22 protein-coding genes are annotated in these 25,413 nt (G+C 65.9%); 12 read left to right on the plus strand and 10 right to left on the minus strand.

Annotation, left to right across the window (positions count from 1 at the left end):
• Positions 1–3: 3 nt before the first annotated feature.
• Positions 4–2,472, minus strand: coding sequence for a phosphoketolase family protein (locus tag AB0J29_RS10495; RefSeq protein ID WP_364782548.1), 2,469 nt, complete (start codon positions 2,470–2,472; stop codon positions 4–6).
• Positions 2,473–2,748: 276 nt separating this feature from the next.
• Between AB0J29_RS10495 and AB0J29_RS10500 the strand changes: the two genes are divergently transcribed.
• From AB0J29_RS10500 to AB0J29_RS10525, 6 genes are all read left to right on the plus strand, one after another.
• Positions 2,749–3,342, plus strand: a complete 594-nt coding sequence (locus tag AB0J29_RS10500; protein WP_364782551.1) for an FKBP-type peptidyl-prolyl cis-trans isomerase — start codon at positions 2,749–2,751, stop codon at positions 3,340–3,342.
• Between the two features lie 152 nt (positions 3,343–3,494).
• Positions 3,495–4,868, plus strand: a complete 1,374-nt coding sequence (gene tig / locus AB0J29_RS10505; RefSeq protein ID WP_364782554.1) for a trigger factor — start codon at positions 3,495–3,497, stop codon at positions 4,866–4,868.
• A 277-nt stretch (positions 4,869–5,145) separates the two neighbouring features.
• Positions 5,146–5,730: an ATP-dependent Clp protease proteolytic subunit gene (locus AB0J29_RS10510; RefSeq protein WP_364782557.1), complete on the plus strand. Its 585-nt coding sequence runs from the start codon at positions 5,146–5,148 to the stop codon at positions 5,728–5,730.
• Positions 5,731–5,775: 45 nt separating this feature from the next.
• Complete coding sequence (locus tag AB0J29_RS10515) at positions 5,776–6,444, plus strand: ATP-dependent Clp protease proteolytic subunit (protein WP_364782560.1); 669 nt, start codon at positions 5,776–5,778, stop codon at positions 6,442–6,444.
• 426 nt (positions 6,445–6,870) lie between these two features.
• The gene (clpX, locus tag AB0J29_RS10520) at positions 6,871–8,151 is read left to right on the plus strand and encodes an ATP-dependent Clp protease ATP-binding subunit ClpX (RefSeq protein ID WP_364338981.1); all 1,281 of its coding nucleotides are present in this window, start codon (positions 6,871–6,873) and stop codon (positions 8,149–8,151) included.
• A 25-nt stretch (positions 8,152–8,176) separates the two neighbouring features.
• Complete coding sequence (locus tag AB0J29_RS10525; RefSeq protein ID WP_364782563.1) at positions 8,177–8,509, plus strand: hypothetical protein; 333 nt, start codon at positions 8,177–8,179, stop codon at positions 8,507–8,509.
• Positions 8,510–8,684: 175 nt separating this feature from the next.
• Here the strand turns inward: AB0J29_RS10525 and AB0J29_RS10530 are convergent, their stop codons facing one another.
• Positions 8,685–9,062, minus strand: coding sequence for a nuclear transport factor 2 family protein (locus AB0J29_RS10530; RefSeq protein WP_364782566.1), 378 nt, complete (start codon positions 9,060–9,062; stop codon positions 8,685–8,687).
• A 716-nt stretch (positions 9,063–9,778) separates the two neighbouring features.
• On the opposite strand from AB0J29_RS10530, the gene mihF reads away from it, so the two are divergent.
• Together mihF and AB0J29_RS10540 are read left to right on the plus strand one after the other, a co-directional pair.
• Positions 9,779–10,093, plus strand: coding sequence for an integration host factor, actinobacterial type (mihF, locus tag AB0J29_RS10535; RefSeq protein WP_364501275.1), 315 nt, complete (start codon positions 9,779–9,781; stop codon positions 10,091–10,093).
• 86 nt (positions 10,094–10,179) lie between these two features.
• The gene (locus tag AB0J29_RS10540) at positions 10,180–10,590 is read left to right on the plus strand and encodes an NUDIX domain-containing protein (RefSeq protein ID WP_364782569.1); all 411 of its coding nucleotides are present in this window, start codon (positions 10,180–10,182) and stop codon (positions 10,588–10,590) included.
• Between the two features lie 67 nt (positions 10,591–10,657).
• On the opposite strand, the gene AB0J29_RS10545 is transcribed toward AB0J29_RS10540, so the two are convergent.
• From AB0J29_RS10545 to AB0J29_RS10570, 6 genes are all read right to left on the minus strand, one after another.
• Positions 10,658–11,191: a hypothetical protein gene (locus AB0J29_RS10545; RefSeq protein ID WP_364782572.1), complete on the minus strand. Its 534-nt coding sequence runs from the start codon at positions 11,189–11,191 to the stop codon at positions 10,658–10,660.
• Between the two features lie 68 nt (positions 11,192–11,259).
• Positions 11,260–12,093 (minus strand): formate dehydrogenase accessory sulfurtransferase FdhD, encoded by an 834-nt coding sequence (fdhD, locus tag AB0J29_RS10550; protein ID WP_364782575.1) that lies wholly within the window; start codon positions 12,091–12,093, stop codon positions 11,260–11,262.
• Entirely contained in the window at positions 12,090–14,399 is a 2,310-nt protein-coding gene (locus AB0J29_RS10555; protein WP_364782837.1) for an FdhF/YdeP family oxidoreductase, read from the minus strand. The genes fdhD and AB0J29_RS10555 overlap by 4 nt, the downstream gene beginning before the upstream one ends.
• 194 nt (positions 14,400–14,593) lie before the next feature.
• The gene (locus tag AB0J29_RS10560; protein WP_364782578.1) at positions 14,594–16,336 is read right to left on the minus strand and encodes an FHA domain-containing protein; all 1,743 of its coding nucleotides are present in this window, start codon (positions 16,334–16,336) and stop codon (positions 14,594–14,596) included.
• 221 nt (positions 16,337–16,557) lie between these two features.
• Positions 16,558–17,388, minus strand: a complete 831-nt coding sequence (locus AB0J29_RS10565) for an NAD(P)H-binding protein (RefSeq protein ID WP_364782581.1) — start codon at positions 17,386–17,388, stop codon at positions 16,558–16,560.
• A gap of 25 nt (positions 17,389–17,413) precedes the next feature.
• On the minus strand, positions 17,414–18,835 hold the full coding sequence (locus AB0J29_RS10570; RefSeq protein ID WP_364782584.1) for an MFS transporter: 1,422 nt from the start codon (positions 18,833–18,835) through the stop codon (positions 17,414–17,416).
• Positions 18,836–19,024: 189 nt separating this feature from the next.
• Here AB0J29_RS10570 and AB0J29_RS10575 point away from each other — a divergent pair, with 189 nt between their 5' ends.
• Together AB0J29_RS10575 and AB0J29_RS10580 are read left to right on the plus strand one after the other, a co-directional pair.
• On the plus strand, positions 19,025–19,696 hold the full coding sequence (locus AB0J29_RS10575) for a TetR/AcrR family transcriptional regulator C-terminal domain-containing protein (RefSeq protein ID WP_364782587.1): 672 nt from the start codon (positions 19,025–19,027) through the stop codon (positions 19,694–19,696).
• Between the two features lie 20 nt (positions 19,697–19,716).
• A complete protein-coding gene (locus AB0J29_RS10580; protein ID WP_364782590.1) occupies positions 19,717–20,244 on the plus strand; it encodes a GNAT family N-acetyltransferase in 528 nt (175 codons plus the stop codon).
• Here the strand turns inward: AB0J29_RS10580 and AB0J29_RS10585 are convergent.
• Both AB0J29_RS10585 and AB0J29_RS10590 read right to left on the minus strand, forming a co-directional pair.
• On the minus strand, positions 20,241–21,794 hold the full coding sequence (locus AB0J29_RS10585; RefSeq protein ID WP_364782593.1) for a glycerol-3-phosphate dehydrogenase/oxidase: 1,554 nt from the start codon (positions 21,792–21,794) through the stop codon (positions 20,241–20,243). The genes AB0J29_RS10580 and AB0J29_RS10585 overlap by 4 nt on opposite strands.
• Before the next feature lie 54 nt (positions 21,795–21,848).
• Positions 21,849–22,457 (minus strand): helix-turn-helix domain-containing protein, encoded by a 609-nt coding sequence (locus tag AB0J29_RS10590; protein WP_364782596.1) that lies wholly within the window; start codon positions 22,455–22,457, stop codon positions 21,849–21,851.
• A 185-nt stretch (positions 22,458–22,642) separates the two neighbouring features.
• Between AB0J29_RS10590 and AB0J29_RS10595 the strand changes: the two genes are divergently transcribed.
• Together AB0J29_RS10595 and AB0J29_RS10600 are read left to right on the plus strand one after the other, a co-directional pair.
• The gene (locus AB0J29_RS10595) at positions 22,643–24,220 is read left to right on the plus strand and encodes an FAD-binding oxidoreductase (protein ID WP_364782840.1); all 1,578 of its coding nucleotides are present in this window, start codon (positions 22,643–22,645) and stop codon (positions 24,218–24,220) included.
• Positions 24,217–25,173, plus strand: a complete 957-nt coding sequence (locus AB0J29_RS10600; RefSeq protein WP_364782599.1) for a YegS/Rv2252/BmrU family lipid kinase — start codon at positions 24,217–24,219, stop codon at positions 25,171–25,173. Before AB0J29_RS10595 ends, AB0J29_RS10600 begins: the two co-directional genes overlap by 4 nt.
• Positions 25,174–25,413 lie beyond the last annotated feature (240 nt).

Consider the following 25,413-nt stretch of genomic DNA (forward strand, 5'->3'; position numbering starts at 1 on the left):
TTATCAGAGACTGAGGTTCGGCCAGGTCCAGTTCGCTACCGCCGGAATGTCTTCGCCGTATTCGCGAGTCCACGCGCGGGCATGCCAGCGGGCATCGACCATCTCCTGCCGCAGCCCCGCCGCCTTCTCCCGCAAGGTCGCAACCCGGTCGATCACATCCATGACCAAGTGGTACCGGTCCATATCGTTGAGCATCACCATGTCGAAAGGTGTTGTCGTGGTGCCCTTTTCCATGTATCCACGCACGTGCAGCTCACTGTGATTGGTGCGCCGGTAGGTGAGCCGGTGGATCAGCCACGGGTAGCCGTGGAAAGCGAAGATCACCGGACGGTCCCGGGTGAACAGCGTGTCGAATTCGCGGTCGGACAGGCCATGGGGATGTTGGTCGGATGGCTGCAGTCGCATGAGGTCGACGACATTGACCACCCGCAGCCGCAATTGGGGCAGTCGCGCGCGCAGAATCGCCGCCGCCGCGAGTGTTTCCAATGTCGGCACATCCCCGGCGCAGGCGAGCACGACATCCGGTGTGGTGCCCGGATCGTCGTTCTGCCCGGCCCACTCCCAGATCCCGGCACCGCGTGCGCAGTGCACCGCGGCATCGGAAACCGAAAGCCAGTCCGCCTGCGGCTGTTTCCCGGCGACCACCACATTGACGTAATGCCGGGAACGCAGGCAGTGATCGTAGGTCGACAGCAGCGTATTCGCGTCCGGCGGCAGATACACCCGCACGATCGATGGTTTCTTGTTCAGCACCACATCGAGGAATCCGGGATCCTGATGGGTGAAGCCATTGTGGTCCTGTCGCCACACATGTGATGACAGGAGGTAATTCAGGCTCGCGATGGGGCGCCGCCACGGTACCGCCGCACTCGCGTCCAGCCATTTGGCGTGCTGGTTGAACATCGCATCGACAATGTGGATGAATGCCTCGTAGCAGGTGAATACGCCGTGCCTGCCGGTCAGCAGATAGCCCTCGAGCAGGCCCTGGCACATATGCTCGGACAGCACCTCGATCACTCGTCCGCTGCGGTCGAGATCCACATCGAATTCACCGATCTCGGCCTGCCAATCACGTCCGGTGACCTGCAGAATGTCCTGCAGCCGATTGCTGACCAATTCGTCGGGTGCGAAGGTCAGGAAGTTGTCCGGATTGCGCGCGGTGACATCGCGCAGCCAGGCGCCGAGCACCCGGGTCGCCTCGTGCTGGGTCGCACCCGGCGCGCGGACCTCGATGCCGTAGGAACGCCAATCGGGCAGCCGCAGATCCCGAACGAGCATGCCCCCGTTGGCGATTGGATTCGCGCTCAGCCGCCGATCACCAGCGGGCACCAGGTCGAGCAGCGTCGACACCGGCCGGCCCGATTCATCGAAGAGCTGTTCCGGCCGATAGGACCGCAACCACTGTTCGAGCACCGCCCGGTGCACGTCATCGGTACGCGCGGCCGCCAACGGCACCTGATGCGCTCGGAAGGTGCCCTCGACCGGATCGCCGTCGACCACCGGCGGGCAGGTCCACCCCTTCGGTGTGCGCAGCACGATCATCGGCCAGCTCGGGCGCGCCCCATCGGTCCCAGCGCGTGCGCGCCGCTGGATCTCCGCGATGCGATCCAGGGCGGTGTCCACGGCAATGGCCATCTCCTGGTGCACGGCCGCAGGTTCGCTACCCGCGACGACAATCGGCTCGTAGCCGTATCCGCTCAGGAGCGTGAGCAATTCGGATTCCGGAATGCGCGCCAGGATGGTCGGGTTGGCGATCTTGTACTGATTCAACGCGAGAATCGGCAGCACCGCACCGTCGCGCACCGGGTTGAGGAACTTATTGGCGTGCCAGCTGGTGGCCAGTGGCCCGGTCTCCGCCTCACCGTCGCCGACCACGCAGAACACCGTCAGATCCGGATTGTCCAGCGCCGCGCCGAACGCATGCAGCAGCGAATAGCCGAGCTCACCGCCCTCGTGGAAGGAACCCGGCGTCTCCGGCGCACAGTGACTCGGCACGCCGCCCGGGAAGGAGAACTGTGCGAACAGCGCGCCCATCCCGGTCTCGTCCTGTGGCACATGGCTGTACAGCTCGGAGTATGTCCCCTCCAGCCACGCGCAGGCATTCGGTCCCGGCCCGCCGTGTCCGGGCCCGGCCACGAAGACCGCGTTCAGATCGCGCTGGCGGATCGCCCGATTGGCGTGCACCCAAACCAGATTCAGGCCGGGCACGGTGCCGAAATGCCCGAGCAGCCGTGGCTTGATGTGTTCGGCCCGCAGCGGTTCGCGCAGCAGCGGATTGTTCATCAGATAGATCTGGCCGACCGCCAGATAGTTCGCGGCCCGCCACCACGCGTCGAGCCGTTCCAGTTCCGCGGGATCGAGCGGACCCGGCACCTGCGCGAGCCGATACGGCCGTGGCGCGACGGTCGCACCACCACTGCTTTCGACATTGTCGGCCGAGGTATCGCCCTCGGCGCCGGCCATCTGCGTCATGCGTCGACTCTCCTCACACTCGGGCATCGGAAGCAGCACCTCGAGGGGACCGCCTGTCACCGGGTCCTGCACGGTTGCCGGCGTCGATCGATAACGCCGGATGGAGAATTCACCGTCAGCCTACCCAGGCCGTGCCACGCCGAAATCGGTTCTCACGATCCCGCACCGGTGGCGGCTCCGTCTGGTGCCGGATGTCATGTGATCCGGTGCCGTGTGTCGCCGCATTGCCGACGGGGGCTCGGCCGAGGCGAGTCGCGGTGCATTATGGTCCGCCATATGCAAACACTGCGCAGGATCATCGGAATCGGCACCATTGCCGCGGCGACATTCGCGCTGGCCGCCTGTGGCTCGGACGACCACAAGGGCTCGGCCGCCACCACGTCCGCGGCCACGTCATCGGCCGCCGCCGCGGCATCGGCGCAGCCCACTTTCGGCCAGCTGCCCGCGCAGAACACCGGCGCCGAATGCACCGCCGACGACATCGTGGTGGTCGGCGGCTTCGGTGCGACGCCGAAGATCACCATCCCGGATACTTGCACCCCGCCGACCCAGCTGGTCGTCAAGGATCTGGTCCCCGGCAGCGGGCCAGGCGCGGTCGCGGGTCAGCCGCTCACCATGAACTACACGCTGATCACCTGGTCGGATAAGAAGAAGCTGGACAGTTCGTTCGACCGGGGCAAGCCCTTCCAGCTCACGCTCGGTGCCGGACAGGTCATTCCGGGTTGGGAGCAGGGATTGGTCGGTGTGCAGGCAGGTGCGCGGCGGCTGCTGATCATACCGCCGAACCTCGGTTACGGCGAGGGCGGCAATGGCATCAAGCCCAACGAAACGCTGGTCTTCGTCACCGACGCGGTCGCCGTCGGCAAGTAAACGCGGAGCCGGGTCGTCGGCGGTGGTGCTGCCTGCAGCCCGCCGCGACGAGTCAACTAACCTGGTCGAGATACGCACGTTGAGCCGTGCGGCGTTTTCGCTCGTGACTACCCCAGCAAGTCGACCAGAACCAACGAACAAGGAGCATGTCCGTGAAGAGCACCGTCGAGCAGCTGAGCCCGACCCGGGTCCGGATCAACGTCGAGGTGCCTTTCGAAGAGCTGAAGCCGGACTTCGACAAGGCCTACAAGGCGCTGGCCAACCAGGTCCGCATCCCCGGCTTCCGTCCGGGTAAGGCCCCGGCCAAGCTCATCGAGGCCCGCCTGGGTCGCGGCGCGATCCTCGAGCAGGTCGTCAACGATGCGTTGCCCGGCCGCTACAGCGAGGCCGTCACCACCTCCGAGGTCAAGGTCATCGGCCAGCCCGAGATCGAGATCACCAAGATCGAGGACGGCCAGGAACTGGCGTTCACGGCCGAGGTCGACGTGCGTCCGGAGATCACCCTGCCCGCCTACGATGCCATCGAGGTGACCGTCGACTCGTTCACCATCGGTGACGAGGACATCGAGGAGCAGCTGCAGTCGCTGCGCCAGCGCTTCGGCACCCTGACCGGTGCCGAGCGTCCGGTCCAGAACGGCGACTTCGTCTCCATCGACCTGTCGGCCACCGTCGACGGCGAGGACGTGCCCGAGGCGGCCACCACCGGTCTGTCCCACGAGGTCGGCTCCGGCCAGCTGATCGAGGGTCTGGACGAGGCGCTCATCGGCCTGGCGGTCGACGAGTCCAAGGAGTTCACCTCGACCCTGGTCGCCGGCGAGCACGCGGGCAAGGAGGCGGTCATCACCGTCACGGTCCGCTCGGTCAAGGAGCGCGAACTGCCCGCGGCCGATGACGACTTCGCCCAGCTGGCCAGCGAATTCGACACCCTCGACGAGCTGAAGGAAGACCTGCGCAACCGGGTCGAGCGGGTCAAGAAGGTCGAGCAGGCCGGTCAGATCCGCGACAAGGTGCTCGAGACCCTGCTGGAGCAGGTCGAGGTGCCGCTGCCCGAGGCGGTCGTGCAGGCAGAGATCGATGCCGTGCTGCACGATGCCGTGCACGGATTCGACCACGACGAGGCCAAGCTGGCCGAGGCGCTCGAGGCCGAGGGCTCCAGTCGCGAGGAATTCGACAAGGACACCAAGGAGTCCGCCGAGAAGTCGGTGAAGACCCAGCTGCTGCTGGACGCCATCGCCGAGGCGGACAACACCCAGGTCGGCCAGGAGGAGCTGACCGAGCGGATCCTGTTCCAGGCGCAGCGCTACGGCCTCTCGCCCGAGCAGTTCATCCAGCAGGTGCAGCAGGCGGGCCAGCTCGGCGCGGTCTTCGCGGATGTGCGTCGCGGTAAGGCGCTGGCCGGTGTGGTCGGCAAGGTGAAGGTCACCGACTCCGACGGCAACGCCGTGGACACCGCCGAAATGTTCGGTGCCCCTGAGGGTTCCGAGCCGGAGGGCGCCGAAGAGACCGCCGCGGCGAGCGCCGAATAATTCCATGGAAGAACAGCGTGATCGGATGCCGTGTGGTTGGGTGATTGCGCCGTGAGCGAGCGTAGCGAGTGAACCGAAAACACAGTGCGCGCTCGCGCACAGCGCAATCGAGCGTCAGCCAGATTGCGCTGTGAGCGAAGACGGGCGGTACCGGGAGTTCGGTGCCGCCCGGCTTCGTTAATGTTTGTGATAGCGAACCAGTGATGGCTGTGTAGCAATCAGAGCCGGTGAGAAGAGAAGGCAGGTATCCGTGACAATGAACAAGGCAGGGGTCGTCATGACATCCCCCACTGCTGGCCTCAACCTCAGTGATTCGGTATACGAGCGCCTGCTGCGTGCGCGCATCATCTTCCTCGGCACTCAGGTCGACGACGACATCGCCAACAAGATCTGCGCGCAGATCCTGCTGCTGTCGGCGGAGGATTCGACCAAGGACATCGCGCTCTACATCAACTCTCCGGGTGGTTCGGTCACCGCGGGCATGGCCATCTACGACACGATGCAGTTCGCCGAGTGCGATATCGCCACCTACGGCATGGGCTTGGCCGCATCCATGGGCCAGTTCCTGCTCACCGCCGGCACCAAGGGCAAGCGGTACGCCCTGCCGCATGCGCGCATCATGATGCACCAGCCGTCGGCGGGCATCGGTGGTTCGGCCGCCGATATCGCGATCATGGCCGAACAGTTCGCACACACAAAGCGGGAACTGAATGAGCTGCAGGCGCTGCACACCGGTAGGTCCGTCGAGCAGGTGACCGCCGACGCCGACCGCGACCGCTGGTTCACGGCGACGGCGGCCCAGGAATACGGCTTCATCGACCACGTGATCAGCCACGCGGCCCAGGCGAACGGCGCGAAGTAAGTCCGCGCCGCCGATCGCTCACCCACCCAGACTTTGGAGACGAAGATGGCTAATCTGTTCGACCCGCGCCCCGGCCTCGGCGGCACCGCCCCGGCGAGCCCGCAGTCGCGCTACATCCTGCCCTCGTTCATCGAGCACTCGAGCTTCGGTGTCAAGGAGTCCAACCCGTACAACAAGCTGTTCGAGGAGCGCATCATCTTCCTTGGCGTGCAGGTCGACGACGCCTCGGCGAACGACATCATGGCGCAGCTGCTGGTGCTGGAGTCGCTCGACCCCGATCGCGACATCACCATGTACATCAACTCGCCCGGTGGTTCGTTCACCTCGCTGATGGCGATCTACGACACCATGCAGTACGTGCGTGCCGATGTGGCCACCGTCTGCCTTGGGCAGGCCGCTTCCGCCGCCGCCGTGCTGCTCGCCGCCGGTACCCCCGGCAAGCGCGCCTGCCTGCCCAACGCCCGCGTGCTGATCCACCAGCCGTCGCTGGAGGGTGGCATCCAGGGGCAGGTTTCGGACCTGGAGATCCAGGCCGCGGAGATCGAGCGCATGCGTCGCCTGATGGAGACCACGCTGGCGCGCCACACCGGTAAGGATGCGGACACCGTCCGCAAGGACACCGACCGCGACAAGATCCTGACGGCCGAGGAGGCCAAGGAGTACGGGATCATCGATACGGTCTTCGATTACCGCAAGCTCAGCGCCCAGAAGTAGGACGGCCGCGCCGGACGCGGCGCTGATCGCTCGTAAGTTGCTCTATGTCAGGAAAATCCGGCCGGGGCATATGCCGCTCGGCATGTGGCCCGGCCGGACTGCTTCAGGGAATCCGATCGGCCGGAAGGGTGCCGGGCGGAAGGATTTCCGAGGCGGGCGGCCAGGCGTGTCGGATGGCCGCCGATCGGGGTTAACGTGTTTGAAGTGGTAAGAACTCGGACAACCCCTTGCGAGAAACATGCTCGAGTTGTCGACCTCCGTCGTGCACACCGGGTACGGTCAAGCTAGGGACCTCAGCTCCCGGTTGACGGCAGTGCTCGAACCGTCGGAATCGCTCGAGGTGTTGGTGATTACACCCGAGGGTGGCGGATTGCTGGCAACCTGGATAGACGGTTGCACGCGGACAAGGAAGTAGGGACCCACGAGATGGCGCGCATCGGAGACGGCGGCGATCTGCTGAAATGCTCGTTCTGCGGAAAGAGTCAGAAGCAGGTCAAGAAGCTCATTGCGGGACCAGGGGTGTACATCTGCGACGAGTGCATCGATCTATGCAACGAGATCATCGAGGAAGAGCTGGCCGAGTCCAGCGAGGTCAAACTCGATGAGCTGCCGAAACCTGCCGAGATCCGGGACTTCCTGGAGAACTATGTGATCGGGCAGGACACTGCCAAGCGCACCCTCGCGGTCGCCGTCTACAACCACTACAAGCGCATCCAGGCGGGCGACAAAGGGCGCGACAGCCGCGGTGAGACCGTCGAATTGGCCAAGTCCAATATCCTCATGCTCGGCCCCACCGGCTGCGGCAAGACCTACCTGGCGCAGACGCTGGCCAAAATGCTCAATGTCCCGTTCGCCATCGCCGATGCGACGGCGCTGACCGAGGCTGGATACGTCGGTGAGGATGTCGAGAACATCCTGCTGAAGCTGATCCAGGCCGCGGACTATGACGTCAAGCGTGCCGAGACCGGAATCATCTACATCGATGAGGTCGACAAGATCGCCCGCAAGAGCGAGAACCCGTCGATCACCCGCGATGTCTCCGGTGAGGGTGTGCAGCAGGCGCTGCTGAAGATCCTGGAGGGTACCCAGGCGAGTGTGCCGCCGCAGGGTGGGCGTAAGCATCCGCACCAGGAATTCATCCAGATCGACACCACCAACGTGCTTTTCATCGTCGCGGGTGCGTTCGCGGGGCTGGAGAAGATCATCTCCGATCGCACCGGTCACCGCGGCATCGGTTTCGGCGCCGAGGTGCGTTCCAAGGCCGATATCGATACCGATGACCACTTCGCCGAGGTGATGCCCGAGGATCTGATCAAATTCGGTCTGATCCCGGAATTCATCGGCCGTCTCCCGGTTGTCGCCTCGGTGACGAACCTGGACAAGGATTCGTTGGTCAAGATCCTCTCCGAGCCGAAGAACGCACTGGTGAAGCAGTATGTTCGGCTGTTCGAGATGGACGGCGTCGACCTCGAATTCACCGATGACGCGCTGGAGGCGATCGCTGATCAGGCGATCCTGCGCGGCACCGGTGCCCGTGGTCTGCGCGCCATCATGGAGGAGGTCCTGCAACTGGCGATGTTCGACATCCCCAGCCGCGACGACGTCGCCAAGGTGGTCGTGAACGCCGACACCGTCAACGACAATGTGCTGCCGACCATCGTGCCGCGCAAGGCGCAGCGCGCCGAGCGCCGGGAGAAGTCGGCGTAATCGTCAGGCGAACCGGGTCAGGCGAATGCAACCGCAACCTCCGTTGCTTCCGGCTGGCCCAGGCACGCTGCTGGATGCCGCTGCGATTCTCAACGGCACCATCGATATGCGCACGTACCAGCGCAAGTATCTAGTGGTTTATGCCGCGACCTCCGGGGGATTCACAACGCCCGCAGAACTGGCGCACCCCGATCACCAGGGGATTTTGGCGCTACTGACGACCTGTGTCGAGTGGCTGGATGAGCATTTCGGGTGGGAGTTGGTGAACGTCTTCACACGGGAGGTGAACGTCTTCACACGGCAGATCGGAGGTTGGCACTGCTGTTACGCGATGCTGCGGCGATCTCGCTCGGACTAGCCCGATGTGTATCGGGCCGCCGCTTTGGGTGTATGCCGTGGTCTTCGACATCATCCCGAGCCTCGCCGCAGTCGCGCGGGCCACACCGCTCGCGGCGGCTCGCACGAGCGCCGGATAGTCGAAAACGCGTGTGCGGCAGTCGAATTCGGCTACCGCGCCTGCGGTCTGTGTGCAGTCAGGGCGCTTCGTTGCGCATATCGTCCTGGCCCCAATAGGCGCGCATGGCGACGATCTTGCCCTCGTCGTCGAAGTCCATCGCATCGATGGGTGAGAGGATCAAGCGCTGATCGCCGAACTTCGTCACGAGGGTGAACATGAAGGCGGCGTGGTTGCCCGCGATACGAATCGAATCCGCGTGTAGCTTCGTTTCCCGATCGAGGTTCCCGAGCACCTCGTAGAACTCGCGAATGGCGTCATGGCCGCGCTTGGGATCGGTGCCCATCGGATCCTGCACCACCGCATCGGGTGCGTAGAGGTCGACGATCGCCTCGGTCGGGCCGGAACCGACCAATTTGACGTACTGCTCGATTACATCGCGGATCTTGGCTGCCATGGAAACCTCTCCCGAATTGAAACGTGTTCTAGTTCGGAGCGTAGCAGTGTCCGTTGATCGGGTGGCATGGAATCTCGTCGGGCAGGGCAGACGTGCTGGCGCAGATGGCCCCCGCGTCAGTACTCGTCGAACTGTATTGCGCACCGAACGGGTGATTTCGCAAGTACATGGGTAACTCGTCGGATACGCCCAGAACTACTCGGACGCACGACCGCCGACCCGCGACGACATTCTTCGAAGTGCACACGACGACCGGCAAAAGTTCCGGGGAGGCGGGGGAGACTGTTCCTATCGATGCCCGTCGGTTATCTTGTTGGCGCGCTGGTGGTGTGGGATACGGTGACGGTCGGATTCCGCATCGCTGAGGTTGCCGATCGCGCCCGGACTCGGAATCGCCATTGACTCCTGGTTCGCCGTTGAACCTGCCGTCCCGCACTTGTGCGTCTTCTTAGGGTGTCGTCATCCCCCGGCCATCTGTTATCGCCGCTACAGCCTCTTTTACTGCGTGGCAGGTTCATGATGGATTCCTTTTGTCCTTTTCGCTGGTCTGCTTGGGGTCTGTAGTCCGGTGGATTGGGTGGCGTTCAGAAAACTTGTCGCTATTTCCCGCTGGTCGAACCCGGTGTGTCGAGCTAGTGTGGTGGTCGTCGTGCTGTTTACTCGGTCCGGTCAACCAGATGTTCGATGTTCGAGTGACGAGTGAAAGCGGAGGAGACATGGCACTGCCTACCATGACCGCGGAACAGCGCACTGAGGCGTTGGCCAAGGCGGCTGCGGTCCGCAAGGCGCGCTCCGAACTGATCGGCAAGGTGAAGGCCGGCCAGGTATCGGTCGCCGACCTGTTGAAGAAGGCGGACAGCGACGACCTGGTCAAGAAGACCAAGGTCGCTGCCGTGATCAAGGCGCTGCCCGGTGTCGGACCGGTCAAGGCCGCCAAGCTGATGGATCAGGCGGAAATTCCCGAGGACCGCCGCATCGGTGGACTCGGCGCGCGCCAGCGGGCGGCGTTGCTCGAAGCGCTGAAGGACTGACACGTCGTCCGTAGCGATTGCTTGCAGGTCGCTCGAAAGGGTCAGTAGCGATTGCTTGCAGGTCGCTCGAAAGGGTCAGCCGGACGATGATCGGGGAACGAACGCTCACGTCGGTGGCGTGGCTGTGCGTCGAGAACGGCCGCTTGCTCGCGGTCCGGACCGAGGGACGCGACGCCTTCTATCTGCCCGGCGGCAAGCCCGAACCCGGAGAAACCCTGCCGGGAGCGCTCGTTCGGGAGGTTCGCGAGGAAGTCGGCGTCGAATTGGAGGCGCACCGGATCACGCCCGTGGTGACCATCACGGCCCCCGCCCACGGGCGTCCCGGAATGTTGGTCGAGATGCACTGCTTCCACGCACCTGGTCACGGCACGCCGGCTCCGGCGGCGGAGATCGCCGAAATGGCGTGGCTCGGGCCGAACGATGGACACCTGTGTGCGCCGGCCGTGGTCCAGGCCCTCGACCATTTGACCGAGGTCGGCGGTTGGCACGTGTCCTGAGCGCGCCCACTTCGCACGGAAAACGCCCCACAGCATGCTGTGGGGCGTTGCTGTTTCGGGCGGGCGTCTACCTGGTCGTACGGCGGCGGGGAAGGCGGAAGGTGATGGGGTCGGGATCGCGCAACTGCGGTCCACGCGGGGTGACCAGGATCAGGGCCAGGCCGAGGGCGACGATCAGCGTCGCACCGATGACGCTGAGGGTGAAGCTGGCACCGCCCATGTCGGTGGGTTTGTGGAAGGCGTGATAGATCAGGTGCGGAAGGCCGAAGACCAGCCAGCCGAGGCCCGCGACCTGGGCAAGTGCGCTGCCGCCGAGCAATAGCGCGGCCAGTGTCACTGCGGTCAGCGCCAGGAAGAACGAGCCGACATCGGAGGCCAGATGGTGGTTGTACGGGCCGTCTGCGGAGATCCACTGCATGCCGAAACCCGGAAAACTGCTGTACCAGGAGTGCGGCGCGAAGACCGCCCACAATCCGACGACCGCGCCCTGAAATGCCAATACCCCCAGTACGATTCGCACCGCCAGCCAGCGATTGCGCTGCTGTTCGAACCGCATCCGCACGCGTAGCCCGCCGGATTTGCCATCTACCGTGATCCGCATCGGTCTCTCCGTTCGTCGCCGAACCAGGGATCTGGTGCTGCAACCGTAAGTCGGACCTCAGGTCACGATCAATAGGCGGCAACCTCGTCGGTAATGGTCAGCCGGTCGGGGCGGGAATAGATGTTCATGGTGTCGCCGCGCAGGAAGCCGGCCAGGGTGAGGCCGGCTTCGGCGGCCAGATCGATGGCCAATGAGCTGGGCGCCGAGACGGCGCCGAGCATCGGGATGCCCGCCATCACGGCCTTCTGGACGAGTTCGAAGGAGGCCCGGCCACTGACGATGAGCACGAGATCGTTTGCGGGGATCCGGTTTTCGAGAACGGCCCAGCCGAGCACCTTGTCGACGGCGTTGTGTCGGCCGATATCCTCGCGTACGGCGAGTGCGGTGCCGTCGGAGGTGAACAGTCCCGCCGCATGCAGACCGCCGGTGGCATCGAAAACCGTTTGGCGGGTGCGTAATCGGTCCGGCATGACGGCGAGGGTTTCGGTGTCGACGGTGATCGAGGTGGTCGGCAGCGGGAATCTGGTGCGGGTGCGGACCTCGTCGAGTGCGGTCTTACCGCAGAGACCGCATGCGCCGGTGGTGAGAAAGTTGCGACCGTGCACCGGGGTCGGGGTGCGCAGGCGGACATCGAGGACGTTGTAGGTGTTCTGGCCGTTCTCGTCGGTACCCGCACAGTAACGGGCGCTCACCACATCCTCGGCGGCTTGAATGATGCCCTCGCCCAGGAGAAATCCATGCACCAGCTCGATATCACTGCCCGGCGTGCGCATGGTGACGGTGAGCGATCGGCCGTCGATGCGTAGCTCCAATGGTTCTTCTACCGCAACGGAATCCGGACGCTCGATCACGCCGTTGGGGGAGATGCGGTGCGTCTTGCGGCGTGCGGTCACTCTACTCACGATTGCTGCCCCACATGGACGTGCGGCTCCACTCGGATGGTCACCGCCTTGGACACAGGTGTATTCGACCGTGCCGCAACGTGATCCAGCGGAACCAGGGGATTGGTCTCGGGATAGTAGGCGGCTGCATTGCCGCGCGGGGTCGAGTATTCGACGATGCGAAAGCCGGTTACTGTGCGTTCGGTGCCGTCGGTCCATTCGGAGATCAGATCCACCAGATCGCCGTCCACGAAACCGAATTCGGTGATGTCGTCGATATTCATCAGAATCACCTTGCGGCCGCCGTGCACCCCGCGGTAGCGATCGTCCAGGCCGTAGATGGTGGTGTTGTACTGGTCGTGGCTGCGCAGGGTCTGCAGGATCAACCGGCCTTCGGGGACCGGTACCCAGGTCAATTCGTTCACCGCGAAGTTGGCTTTGCCGGTGGCGGTGCGGAATTCGCGGGAGTCGCGCGGCGGATGCGGCAGGACGAAGCCGTTGCGGTCACGCACCCGCTTGTTGTAGTCGGCACAGCCGGGCACGACACGGGCGATCGCATTGCGGATCTTGTCGTAGTCCTGCTGGTACTGCGCCCACGGCACCGGGTGATCGGCGCCGAACAGCGTCCGCGCGAGTTCGCAGACAATGGCGACTTCGCTGCGCAGGTGTGCGCTGACCGGCTTCAGCCGACCAGTGGACAGGTGCACCATCGACATCGAATCCTCCACCGACACCTGCTGTTTGGTGCCGTTCTGCAGGTCGAGATCGGTGCGGCCGAGGGTGGGCAGGATGAGTGCGGTCGCGCCGTGCACGACGTGGCTGCGGTTGAGTTTGGTGGAGACTTGCACGGTCAGCGCGCAACTGCGCAGCGCGGCCTCGGTCACCTCGGTATCCGGGGTGGCGGAGACGAAATTGCCGCCCATGCCGAAGAACACCCGCGCCGCACCCGCACGCATGGCACGGATGGCAGCGACGGTGTCGTAACCGTGTTTGCGCGGGCTGGTGATGCCGAATTCGCGGTCGAGTGCGTCGAGGAAGGTCATGGGCATCTTTTCCCAGATGCCCATGGTGCGGTCACCCTGCACATTGGAGTGGCCGCGCACCGGGCAGACGCCCGCGCCGGGCTTGCCGATCATGCCGCGTAACAACAGCAGATTGGTCGCCTCCTCGATGGTGGCGACGCCGTGCTTCTGCTGGGTCAGGCCCATCGCCCAGCAGATGATGACGTTCTTGGATTCGGCCAAAAGTGTTGCGGTGCGGTGCAAATTGTCGTCGGTGAGTCCTGTTGCCGCTCGCACCGTGGCGAGATCGACCGCGCGCATATTCTTTTCGTATTCGACGAAGCCCGCACAATGCGCATCGACGAACTCGCGGTCGACCACCGTCCCCGGCGCGCGGTCCTCGGCCTCGAACAGCAGTTTGCCCAAGCCCTGGAACAGCGCCATATCGCCGCTGAGCCGGATCTGCAGGAAGTCGTCGGCAATGGGGACACCGCTGGTGAAACCTTTGACCGTCTGCGGGTCGCGGAAGCCGAGTAGTCCGGTCTCCGGCAGCGGGTTGACCGCGATGACCTTGGCGCCCTGTGCCTTCGCGCCCGCCAGCGCGCTGAGCATGCGCGGATGATTGGTGCCCGGATTCTGGCCCGCGACAATGATCAGATCGGCCTTGCCGAAGTCGTCGATCGAGACCGAACCCTTGCCGATGCCGATGGAACTGGTCAGTGCGGCGCCGGAGGATTCGTGGCACATATTCGAACAGTCCGGCAGATTGTTCGTGCCGAAGCTGCGGACCAGCAATTGGTAGAGGAATGCGGTCTCGTTGGCGGTGCGGCCCGAGGTGTAGAACAGGGCCTCGTCGGGAGAGTTCAGCGCCCGCAGGTGCTCGACAATGAGCCGGTAGGCGTCATCCCACTCGATGGGCGCGTAATGGGTCGCGCCGGGGCGCAGCACCATTGGATGAGTGAGGCGGCCCTGCTGGCCGAGCCAGTACCCGGATTTGCTCGCCAGTTCCTCGATCGAGTGCTGAGCGAAGAATTCGGGGGTGACGGTGCGCAGCGTCGCCTCCTCGGCGACGGCCTTGGCGCCGTTCTCACAGAACTCGGCCGGGCGGCGGTGGCCCGTCGGCTCGGGCCAGGCGCAGCCGGGGCAGTCGAAGCCGTGCACCTGGTTGACCCGGGCCAGCGTGCGTGCGGTGCGCAGCACCCCCATCTCCTCGACCCCGCGTTTGAGGGCGACGGCCACGGCCGTCACGCCCGCGGCCTGCTCCTTGGGCTGGGTCACGGTCAATGCGGACTCGTCGATGTCCTGTGTCGGCCCATTGCGGTGCATGCTGGACATTGTCCTCTCCCCAGGAATTTTGTCGCGGACCCCCCTTTGTCCCGATCCCGGAGTTGTCGGCTCCTGTTCCTCCCGGAGCGGATCGGTGTTCGTGCCCTGGAGCGCGGTCTGCTTCTCCGCAATGCCGGGTTTCGTCGGTGACGCTCGGGTTTTCCACCACATGTTCGGCGGTCGGTGCGAGCTGGTCAGGGGCGTCGGCGTTTGCTGGTGGCTCGGGTTGGGTGCTTCGGGCGGTCGTCGGTGCGGTAGGTGAGGATCCGTTGGCCTATGCGCAGGCTCCAACCGGGGTGCAGTTCGGTGGGGGTGGTGCCGATGCGGGTCCATTCGTCGGCGCCGGGGGCGGCGATGAAAGTGCCTGCGGGGGTTGCGGCGTCGCGGACGTAGACCTTGCCGCGGTCGACCGAGACGTAGGCGTGCACCCGCGAGACGTGGCGGTCGCGCGGGACCGCGAGGGGGGTGGCGGTGGCCGCACGTACCGTCTCGTCCATCGCCGGGCTGCGGCCGACGACGTACGCTCGGTCGAGCGGATAGGCGGTACCATCCGCGAGAACCAGCGTGCCGACCGCCTGCCCCGCCCTCGAGTTCTCCGTGTTGCTCGCGCTGCCAATCGGTCGCAGTGGCCGCGGCCGCGCCCCCTGCAATGCCGGAATTTTGTGCAGCGCGATCGGTTCCGGCCGCACTGCTACCTCCGCCTGCGTGCCAGCGGCATCCTCCCGTTCCTGGGCGGACATGGCCTGGGTGCCGATTTCCTCCGGTGCACTTGCCTGTTCGGACCCACCGGACGGTGCCGAACCACTCGCCCGCGCCTCCGACGATGTGGCGCCCCGCCGGGCAGCGGCCGTCGATCCTGCGGGCCCGACCTTGTCGGTCGACTCGCCGAATCCCACGGCCCGCGCCGGCGATCCCGATGTGGACGGGCCAGAGTCGGTTGATCCTGCCTTTTCGATCGGTTCGGCGGAGTCGGCGATGGATTGCTGCGAGGATCGTCCGTAGTGCGTCGTTCCCGTGGGTCCGGCCTCTTCGGTGGCTCGGGCGTCGGCGGATCGCTGCTGGGGTCGGCCGGTCTGTATCGATCCGGTCGGTCCTGCCTGCACGGTCGGTCCGTCGTGTGCGGCGGATCGCTGCGGAGGCCCGGGAGGGTGCATCGAGCTGGCCGAGCTCCCCGTCTCGGTGGGCTCGCTGGAGTCGGTCGACGGTGCGGAAGGTTCTCGAACGGATCCCGTCGGGCGGGCGGATTCAGCTTCGCGTGAACCTGCGCCTTGGGTGGAGCCTTCGGCTGGGCCCGATCCGGCGGGTCGGGGCGTGCCGACGCGTTGGCCGGTCGGGATGGGCCCGGATTGTGCGGTCGCCTCGTTGCGGGCTTCCGATCCGGCCGCAGCGGTGGGTGGGGGTTCGGCTGCGGGGGTGGGGGTACCGGTGGTGCGGGCTCGGGTGGCTGTGGATTTTCCGATGCGGCGGGCAGCTATGCGGAGGACGAAACCGTTGCCGGGGACGATGCCGGCGCGCAGGTCGGTGCGTGGCAGTTCGTGGATCGGGAAGGCGGTATCCGCGCCAACCGCGATCCGCCGCACCGGTTCTCGCACGATTTCGTCCACCCAGGTGAACGCGCGGGCTCCGGAGAGTCGCCGGGTTCCTTCCGCGCCCTGGATCTCCGCGCTGACCTGTCCGCGCAGCAGGATGACGGTGCCGTCGGCCGTCGGTGCGATAACGCCGAACGGTGACGGTTCGGAATTGCCGCCGAAAACCACCGCGGCCAGCCGCTGCGCGATCGCCGCCCCGGGATGCCGAGTATCCGCCACGGCCTCGATCGCGCCGAGTATCCGGTCCGTGGAAGGGGTTTCGCCCGCGAGATACACGACAACCGCACCGAAGCGTGCGATCAGACCATCGCCCGGCGCGATCCCCACGGTCGACGGGTCATTCCGCACCCGCGCCTCCTTCCCGGACCACCACCGGCGTCCAGCATAGAGCGTGCCGGGCACCCGAAACCCGACCGCTGGCGCGCAAACGCGGTGATCCTTCCGCGCCCTCGATCGATGAGTGTCGTGGAGCACCCGAGGCGGCGAATCACATGCTCCCTCGCACCTGTCTTCTGCGAGCTCGCAGACCACTGCGCGCGGCGACGTTTGCGCGACCAGACAAGCCGGGGTCAGCCGGTGAACTCGGACGCGTGGTCTTCGAGCCAGGTGGTGAAGGGGCGGGCGGGGTGGGCGGTCAGGGTGGTGACGGTGTCGGTGATCGGGGTGGGTACGCCGTCGCAGCGGCGCCAGTAATCGAGGAGTCCGTCTGCGTAGTTGGCCGGGATGAATTCGGCCATTTCCTGTTTCCACGCGTCGGGGGTGACGTGGGCGATGGTTGCCGTGCGGCCGGTGATCTTGGTGATCAGGTCGATCTGCGCGGTGAACGGCAACGTCTGCGGACCGGTGAGGGTGTAGACACCACCACGGTGGTCCGGTTTCGTCAGTAGCGCATGAGCGCATTCGGCGATGTCGAGTTCGTGGATCGGATCGGTGTAGGCATTGGGGTAGGGGAGGCTGACCGGACGATCAGCCTTGATCGCGAACGACCAGCCGCGGGCATTGCCCGCGAAGGCGCCGGGACGCAGCACGGAGACGATCATCGGCGCACCGGCGAGTCCGAGCTCGGCGTCGAGATGGGACTTTGCGACCGGATTGGTGGTCGCGGTCGGATCGAGCACTGCGGACGAGGACAGCAACACGATGTGTTCGACTCCGGCTTCTGTTGCGGCGGAGACGAATTCTGTGCTGCACGCGGGCTCGGCATACAGGAACACCGAGGTGATGCCGTCGAGTGCAGGAGCGAAGGTGGTCGGGTTGCGCAGGTCGCAGGCGACGGCGGCCACTTCCGCGGGAAGCTGCTCAGGGCGGCCGGAGCCGACGCGGACGGCGTGGCCGTCGGCGCGCAGCAGGGATATGAGATCGGTGGCGACCGCGCCGCGGCCTCCGGTGATGAGAATCATGATAAGTCCTTGGTTGGAAGGTGATTCAGTGCTGCTCGGCATGAGCATGGCGTGGTAGCAGCCACACCGGTCCGAGACTGATCAACGTGACGGCCACGACGAGCGCCAGGCTGACGGTCAGTGCGTGCGCCTCACCGGAGCCGACCGTGTGGAAGTACACCGTCGTGACGGCGGCTGCGCCGATCGCGTTGGCGAGTTGTTGTACGGCGGAAAGGGACCCGCTGCCACTGCCGGTCTCGGACGGGTCGATATCGCCGATGGTGACGACGAAGATGCTGCCGAAGCAGGTACCCATACCGATGCCGAGCACGAGGATCGCCATGGCCAGCGCCCAAGGGGCAACACCGATTCCGGTGGTGAGTGCGAGAGCCAGGAGCAGGCCGGTGCCGAAAAGAGTGATCAGCAAACCGATCAGGATGAGATTGCGACCGAGCCGAGCCAACAGTTGGTGTGCGGCAATCGAAGCGAGGATGATGCCGACGGCGAGCGGCGCCAGGCCGAGCGCGGTCTCGGTCGGGTTGTACCCGAGTCCGTTCTGCATGAACAGCGAGACCACGTACAGCAGCCCGGAGACCGCGGCGAAGAAGACGAGTCCGAGGATCAGACCCGAGGTGAAGCCGCGGTTCTGCAGCAGTGTCGGCTTGATCAGCGGATTGTCCGCGGTGACCTGCCGACGAGCGAACAGCGCGAAGGCCACGGCCCCCGCCGCCATGGCCGCCAACGGTGCGGCGGTCCAGCCATTGGCCGAGCCGTCGATCAGACCGAATAGTGTGCCGAGCATGGCCGCGGCGAGCAGAACAGCGCCGAGTGCATCGATGGTGACGGTGCGATCGCCAGGTTCGGCGGGCAGCAGGCGGTAGGCGGCGGCGAATGCGAGTCCGCCGAGCCCGATATTGATCAGGAACATAGCGCGCCAGCCGAGGCCGAATAGATCCGCATCGATGAGAAATCCGGCCAGGATCGGTCCGCATACTCCGGACAGGCCGAGTGCTGGGCCGAAGACGCCGAATGCCTTACCGAGCTGTTCACGGGGAAAGACGCTGGTCAGAATGCCGAACCCTTGCGGGATCAGCATCGCGCCGAAGGCGCCCTGCACAAGCCGCGCGGTAATCAGCGTGGCCGGATCGACGGCAAGGCCGCAGGCGATCGAGGCGAGTGTGAATCCGGCCAACCCGATGAGGAACAACCGGCGTTTGCCGTAGCGGTCGCCGAGTCTGCCGCCGACGACGAGCAGTACACCGAGGGAGAGGGCGTAGCTGGCGCCGAGCCATTGGATCAGCGACGGTCCGCCGTGCAGATCCCGTGCGATGGTCGGCGCGGCGATATTGGTGATGGTCGAGTCGAGCATGTCGAGGATGTCGGCCGCCAGAATCACGGCAAGTATCGCCCATATTCGGGCGCTGGCCTTGGTGCCCGGCGACGGGCTAGCTCGTGTGGGGGTTGTCATGTCCAGCTCCTGAGAAGGAAGGGAAGGGAATCGAACGTCGATCGTTACGAACATTGTTCGGTGCACCATATGAAACGAACAACGTTCGTGTCAAACGGTGTTCGTGTCGGGGCGTATGCTCCCGGATATGAGCGAGCGAATCATCGACACAGCCGCCTCAGCGGTTATGACGGAGAGCGAGGTGCCGTCATGAGTGCCGCACCCGTCAGCCGGCGGGCCCGTCCGGCGAAGGCGCCCCTCAGCCGTGAGGTCATCATCGAAACCGGTCTGCGCGTCCTCGATCGCGACGGTTTGGCCGCCCTCACCATGCGCCGCGTCGCGCAGGACCTCGACACCGGCGCGGCCTCGCTCTACGTCTACGTCGCCAACCGTGACGATCTGATGGCCGCCATGCTCGACCACATGCTCGGCACGGTGCCCGAGCCGATGGGCGATACCTGGCGCGACCGCCTCACAAGACTGGTCGAGACGACCGTCGACGCGATGTCCAAACACGAAGGGCTCGCCCTGGTCGCGCTCGGCTCGATACCGACGAGCCCGAACGCCCTGCTGATCGTGGAGCGGCTACTTGCCCTGCTCGCCGAGGGCGGAGTGGACCCGCAGACCAATTCCTGGGCCGTCGACCTGATCTACCTGCACATGGCCGCACAAGCCGTGGAGCAGAGCGCGTACAACACCAAGGACACCACTGAGCAGGACTACGTCGCCGAGGTCGCCCGACACTTCGCCGAACTACCCGCCGACCGGTATCCGACGCTGGCGGCCATGCGCGAACAGATGCTGGCGGGCGGCGGCGACGATCGGTCCCGCTGGGCGCTGCGTGCGCTGGTCAACGGCATCCTGGCGACTCCGGTCGAATGAATGGCGTGGGAGAATTGTCCATGCGGATGATTCGACCGGCGGTCGAGGACGACCTGCCGATATTGCAAGATATCGAGCGTGTGGCGGGCAAACCATTCGCCGACATCGGCATGATGGCCGTTGCCGATGACGATCCGCCGTCACTGGATACGCTCCGGGAATTCCAGCAGGCGGGCCGCGCCTGGATCTTCCCCGATGACGCGGGCCGCCCGATCGGCTATCTGATCCTCGGCATCGTCGACGGTAACGCTCATATCGACCAGGTCTCGGTGGATCCGGATCACGCGGGTAAGCGGATCGGCAAGCGGCTCATCGACCATGCCGTGCGCTGGGCGAAAGCCCAAGGGCTGCAGGCGATCACACTGACCACCTTCATCGATGTGGCCTGGAACGGCCCGTACTACGAACGCCTCGGCTTCCGCTTTCTGGAGCCCGCCGAGGAGACCGCGGAACTACGCGAAATCCGGGCCGCCGAGGCCACGCACGGCCTCGACCTCTGGCCACGCGCCGCCATGCGAGCCGAACTCGACGCCTGGCAACTGGACTAATGCTGCCGCGCGCAGGCGGCCGCCGCTGCGGGCATGGCGGCCGCACGGTCGGCTGGAACGAGACCGATCCGGGTGCGGCGGTCCAGCAGATCGTCGGTGTCGAGGGCGCCTTCGTGCGTGATCGCGAAGGCGAATTCGGCCGCGGTGACGTCGATTCCGGGCGCGACCCGTTCGGCGAGGGCGGGATTACGGTCCGTCAGTTCGAGTACGGCCGCGGACTCGCTGCCGTAGCGCTCGACCAGTACGGTCGGGGCGGCGATCCGGTCGCGAGCGGCGCCGGAGACCGCGCCCACCAACGGAAGTCGCTTGGTTCGGCACGGCCCAGCGGTGAGCTTGCCGTGCGTGATCGCCGCATCGACGGCGTCCTCGGCCATGTGGCGGTAGGTCGTGAGTTTGCCGCCGACAACGGTGATGACACCAGCGGGGGAATGCAGGACCGCGTGGCGGCGGGAGATATCGGCGGTGCTGTTATCAGCCGTCCGCAGCAGCGGGCGCAGTCCGGCGTAGCTGCCGCGAATATCGTTGCGGGTCAAAGGCTCTCGTAGTGCGGTGTTGATAGTGTCGAGGAGGAAATCGATTTCGGCCGCGGTGGGCTTCGGTTCGTCGGGAACCGGACCGGGGGCATCCTCGTCGGTGAGACCGAGGTAGACCCGGCCGTGTGCGGCGGGGAAGGCGAAGACGAAACGGCTGGTGCTGCCGGGCACGGGGACGGTCAGTGCAGCGGTCAGTCCGCCGAATGATTCGGCATCGAAGACCAGGTGCGTGCCGCGGCTCGGGCGCAATTCGATGCTCGCGTCGACTTGATCGGCCCAGACACCGGTGGCATTGATGACGGTGCGAGTTCGGATGGACATGGTGTCGCCGGTCAGGGTGTCGCGCAGGGTGGCCGAATCTCCGGTCACGTCAAGGGCTTCCACCCGGGTGAGGATCGTCGCGCCGTGTGCGGCCGCGGTGCGGGCCAGCGCGACCACCAGCCGAGCATCGTCCACCAGCTGTCCATCCCAGGCCTGCAGGCCGCCACGCAGCCCGTCGCGGCGCACCGTCGGCGCCAATCGCAGCGCCTCGGCGCTGGCGACCCGACGCGAGCGCGGCAGTGTCGCAGGCGAAGTGCCCGCACTACGGCGAAGTACGTCCCCGGCGACGAAGCCCGCGCGGATCAAAGTCCGTTGTGCGATGCCGATTTCCGGAAGCAGCGGCACGAGCTGCGGTAGCGGGCGAACGAGATGTGGTGCGGTGGTGGTGATCAGAATTCCGCGTTCGACCGCGCTCTCATGTGCGATACCGACCTGCCCGCTGGCCAGATACCGGAGCCCGCCGTGCACCAGCTTCGAACTCCATCGGCTCGTGCCGAAGGCCAGATCGTGGCGCTCCACCAGCACGGTTCGCAGTCCGCGCGCCGCGGCGTCGAGTGCGGCACCAGCCCCGGTCACACCGCCGCCGATCACCAGCACATCGATGTCGCCGCCGTCGCCGAGCCATTGCAGCCCACGGTTGCGGCGTCCGGCATTCAGCGCGGAATTTCCTTGGGCATCAGCCGAATTCGCAGTCATTACAATCCCTTTCGATGGCAGACGGATCGCCGGTGCCGAGGTTTTCGGTGGTTGTCATCGAGCCTTCTCTATGGGAGCCAGGTAGCCGTCGATCGCGCGGGCCAACTCGGTATCCAGCGCCGACCCGGCCAGCAGCCGCGCGACCGTACCGGCCGACTGCACCGCCGACTGCGCGATGAGCAGCAGCATTGTCGCCATCTGCGCGGGATCGCCGGCGCGAATGGTGCCGTCCCGGTGGCCTTCCCTGATGCTCGCGCTGAACAGCTCGATCAGCGCGCGCTGGTTGCGGCCGAGGCGCCCGAACACGTAGGTGAGCATCAGATCGGTATCGGTGCGGAAAATCTTGCCGAACAACGGATTCGAGCGAATCGTCGCCGCACCCGCGACCACGCCCTCGACCAGCCGGGTGCGCGCATCGCCCGTTGTCGGCATCGTGTCGGCGACGATCGCGCGCAGTTCGCGCACCAGCAATTCGGCAACCAGCGATCCGGTATCGGGCCAGCGCCGGTAGACGGTCGGCCTGCTGACCCCGGCGCGGCGGGCCACCTCGGTGAGTGTGGTGCGGCGCACCCCGAACTCCTCCACGCAGGCTCTGGCCGCATCGAGGATGGCGAGATCGGTGGCCGAGAGCGCGTCATCGGGGGCGGATGCTGCGGAGGTCATCGGATATCACCACCGGGTATCGGCGGCACCGAAGTGCCGGAAAACGGATGCCTGATCGTTACTGCTTGACAGTCTATGTCAAACTGTAACGCATGGTCGACAGGCAGCAGTACACCGACGAAATCGGACCGTCCGAGGCCGGGGCGCCCGCCGCAAACCCGGGCGCGCCGACGTGCGCGGCGAGTATGGTGTGGGACGCCTGGGGCATCCCCGCCGGACACAAGCCGCTCTCGGCTGCGATTCGGAACCTGTTGACGCAGGTATTCGGAGTGTCCGGTGACCCGGTGGCGCGCCGCGATGAGGGCGATGTGCCGCTACGCGAGTCGACACTGACGCCGACTCAACGGGACGGGCTGGTCGCGGTGGTCGGCGTGGGCGGCATTTCGGTCGACCACCACGATCGTCTGCTACATGCGGGCGGTAAGAGCACCCCCGACCTGCTGCGCCGTCGCGCCGATGGTCTACAAGACGCCCCCGATGCCGTCGTCTTCCCCGCCGATCACGAGCAGGTGCTCGCCGTGCTCGGCTACTGTGCCGAGAATGCCATCGCGGTCGTACCGTTCGGCGGCGGCACCAGTGTGGTGGGCGGCGTCGATCCGGTCCGCGGTCGCTTCGATACCGTTATCGCGCTGGATCTGCGCCGCCTGGACGGAATTTCGGAGATCGATCCGGTCAGCGGCACCGCCACGCTCGGTGCAGGACTCACCGGCCCCAAGGCCGAGGAACTCCTCGCCGCCCATCGACTTTCGCTCGGCCACTTCCCACAGAGCTTCGAATTCGCCAGTATCGGCGGATTCGCCGCGACCCGGTCCTCCGGGCAGGCATCGGCGGGCTACGGTCGCTTCGACGATATGGTCCAGCACCTCAAGATCGCGACACCCAGCGGCACCATCGAACTCGGCCGCGCACCCGCCTCGGCCGCGGGCCCGGACCTGCGTGAACTATTCGTCGGATCGGAGGGTGCGCTCGGTGTGATCACCGAGGTCACGTTGCGGGTGCATCCGGTGCCGGAAACCATCGGCTACCAGGCCTGGTCGTTTCCGAACTTCGAAACCGGCGCCGCCGCACTGCGTTCGGTGGTGCAGGCCGGCGCCGCGCCTACGGTGCTGCGGTTGTCCGACGAGGTGGAGACCGGCGTCAACCTGGCGCGCTCCGCCGATATCGGCGGCGATGCGGTGGCCGGTTGTCTGGCCATCACCACCTTCGAAGGCACCGCGGCGCATGTCGCGGCCCGTAGCGCCGAGGCTGGCGCATTGCTCGTGGCGGCGGGCGGGACCGCGCTGGGACAGACCCCGGCCCAGGAATGGGAGCACGGGCGTTTCGCCGCACCCTATATGCGGGATGCGCTGCTCGATCTCGGTGTGCTGTGCGAAACCCTGGAAACCGCGACGACCTGGTCGAATCTGGCCGAACTCAAAGCGAGGGTGACTGCGGCGCTGACGGATTCGCTTGCCGGGCAGGGCACCCCGCCGCTGGTGATGTGCCACATCTCGCACACCTATCCGACCGGAGCGTCGCTGTACTTCACCGTCATTGCCAAGCAGCTGGACGATCCGATCACCCAGTGGCGCATCGCGAAAGGTGCGGTCGGTGACTCGATCGTGGCCGCGGGCGCCACTATCACCCACCATCACGCGGTCGGCACCGACCATCGCTTTTGGATGCCGAACGAGATCGGTGAGCTGGGCGTGCGCGTACTGCGTGCGGTGAAGCGGGAAGTGGACCCCGCTGGCATCCTCAACCCGGGAAAGCTGGTCCCATGACATCGGATTCGCGTCCGGTGCGAGCGATCACCGTGGTGACCAACCCGCAATCCGGTGTCGGCAGAGGGCACGAGGTGGCCGCGGCCGCGTTGGCGCGCTTCGGCGCACATGGTGTGGAGGTCACCGAGGTGTGCGCGCCATCGGCCGTCGAATCCGTACGTCAGGTGCGGGATTCGATCACCGGCAGCGCCACGCCGGATGCGGTGGTCTGCATCGGCGGCGACGGATTGATGAATGTCGTGCTGGAAGCCATCGCGCAGACCGGCGTGCCACTCGGCCTGATCCCCGCGGGCACCGGCAACGATCTCGCACGCGAAATCGGGGTGCCCACCGACGATCCCGTCGCGGCCGCCGACCTGATCCTCGGTGGCCGCACCCGCACCATCGACCTCGGCCGCATCGAATCACCCGCGCCCGGATTCACGCTCAAGTGGTTCGCCACCGTCACCGGTACCGGATTCGATGCGCGAGTCACCTTGCGCGCCAACGATATGCGCTGGCCCAAGGGGCCACTGCGCTACACCTTCGCCGCACTGGCCGAGATTTCCGGCCGCTTCACCGTGCCGTACCGGATCGAGTTGTCCGGTGTCGCGCCCGGCGCACTCGACAATCCCGACGCCGACACCGTCATCGAAACCGATGCCGTCATGGTGGCCATCGGCAATACCCGCACCTACGGCGGCGGCATGCTGGTCTGCCCGGATGCGGTCATGGATGACGGACTACTCGATCTGACTGTCGTAGGCGCGGTTTCACGCCTGGACATGCTCCGCCTGCTGCCCGCCCTGTCGGCGGGTAAGCGCATCGATCACCCGAAATCCAAGCAGTATCGCGTCGCGCAGGTGACGCTCACCGCTCCCGGCGCGCCCGCCACCGCCGACGGCGAACCGGCGGGCACACTCCCAGTCACCCTCCGCGCGGTTCCGAGCGCGCTGACCGTGCTGGTCCCGTGATCCCGCCGTCGAACCGCGAAACCGGCCCGGCGTAGCTGGTCGATGGTGGTTCGGTCGAGGACGATCGTCGAGACGGGTTCGGGCGTTCATCGCCGATGACGATGTCGCACCGCACCCGGCTCGGAACGGCCGTCACCGCCGGCGCAACGTCCCCGTTGTGTGGGCGGCAGACGCGCCGTCAAGGGGGAAATGTGGCGTTCCGGCGACCGCGTTGAGAACCCCTCGAGAAGCTGAGAATTA

The sequence above is a fragment of the Nocardia sp. NPDC049707 genome (assembly GCF_040674855.1).
Classification (GTDB): Bacteria; Actinomycetota; Actinomycetes; order Mycobacteriales; family Mycobacteriaceae; genus Nocardia.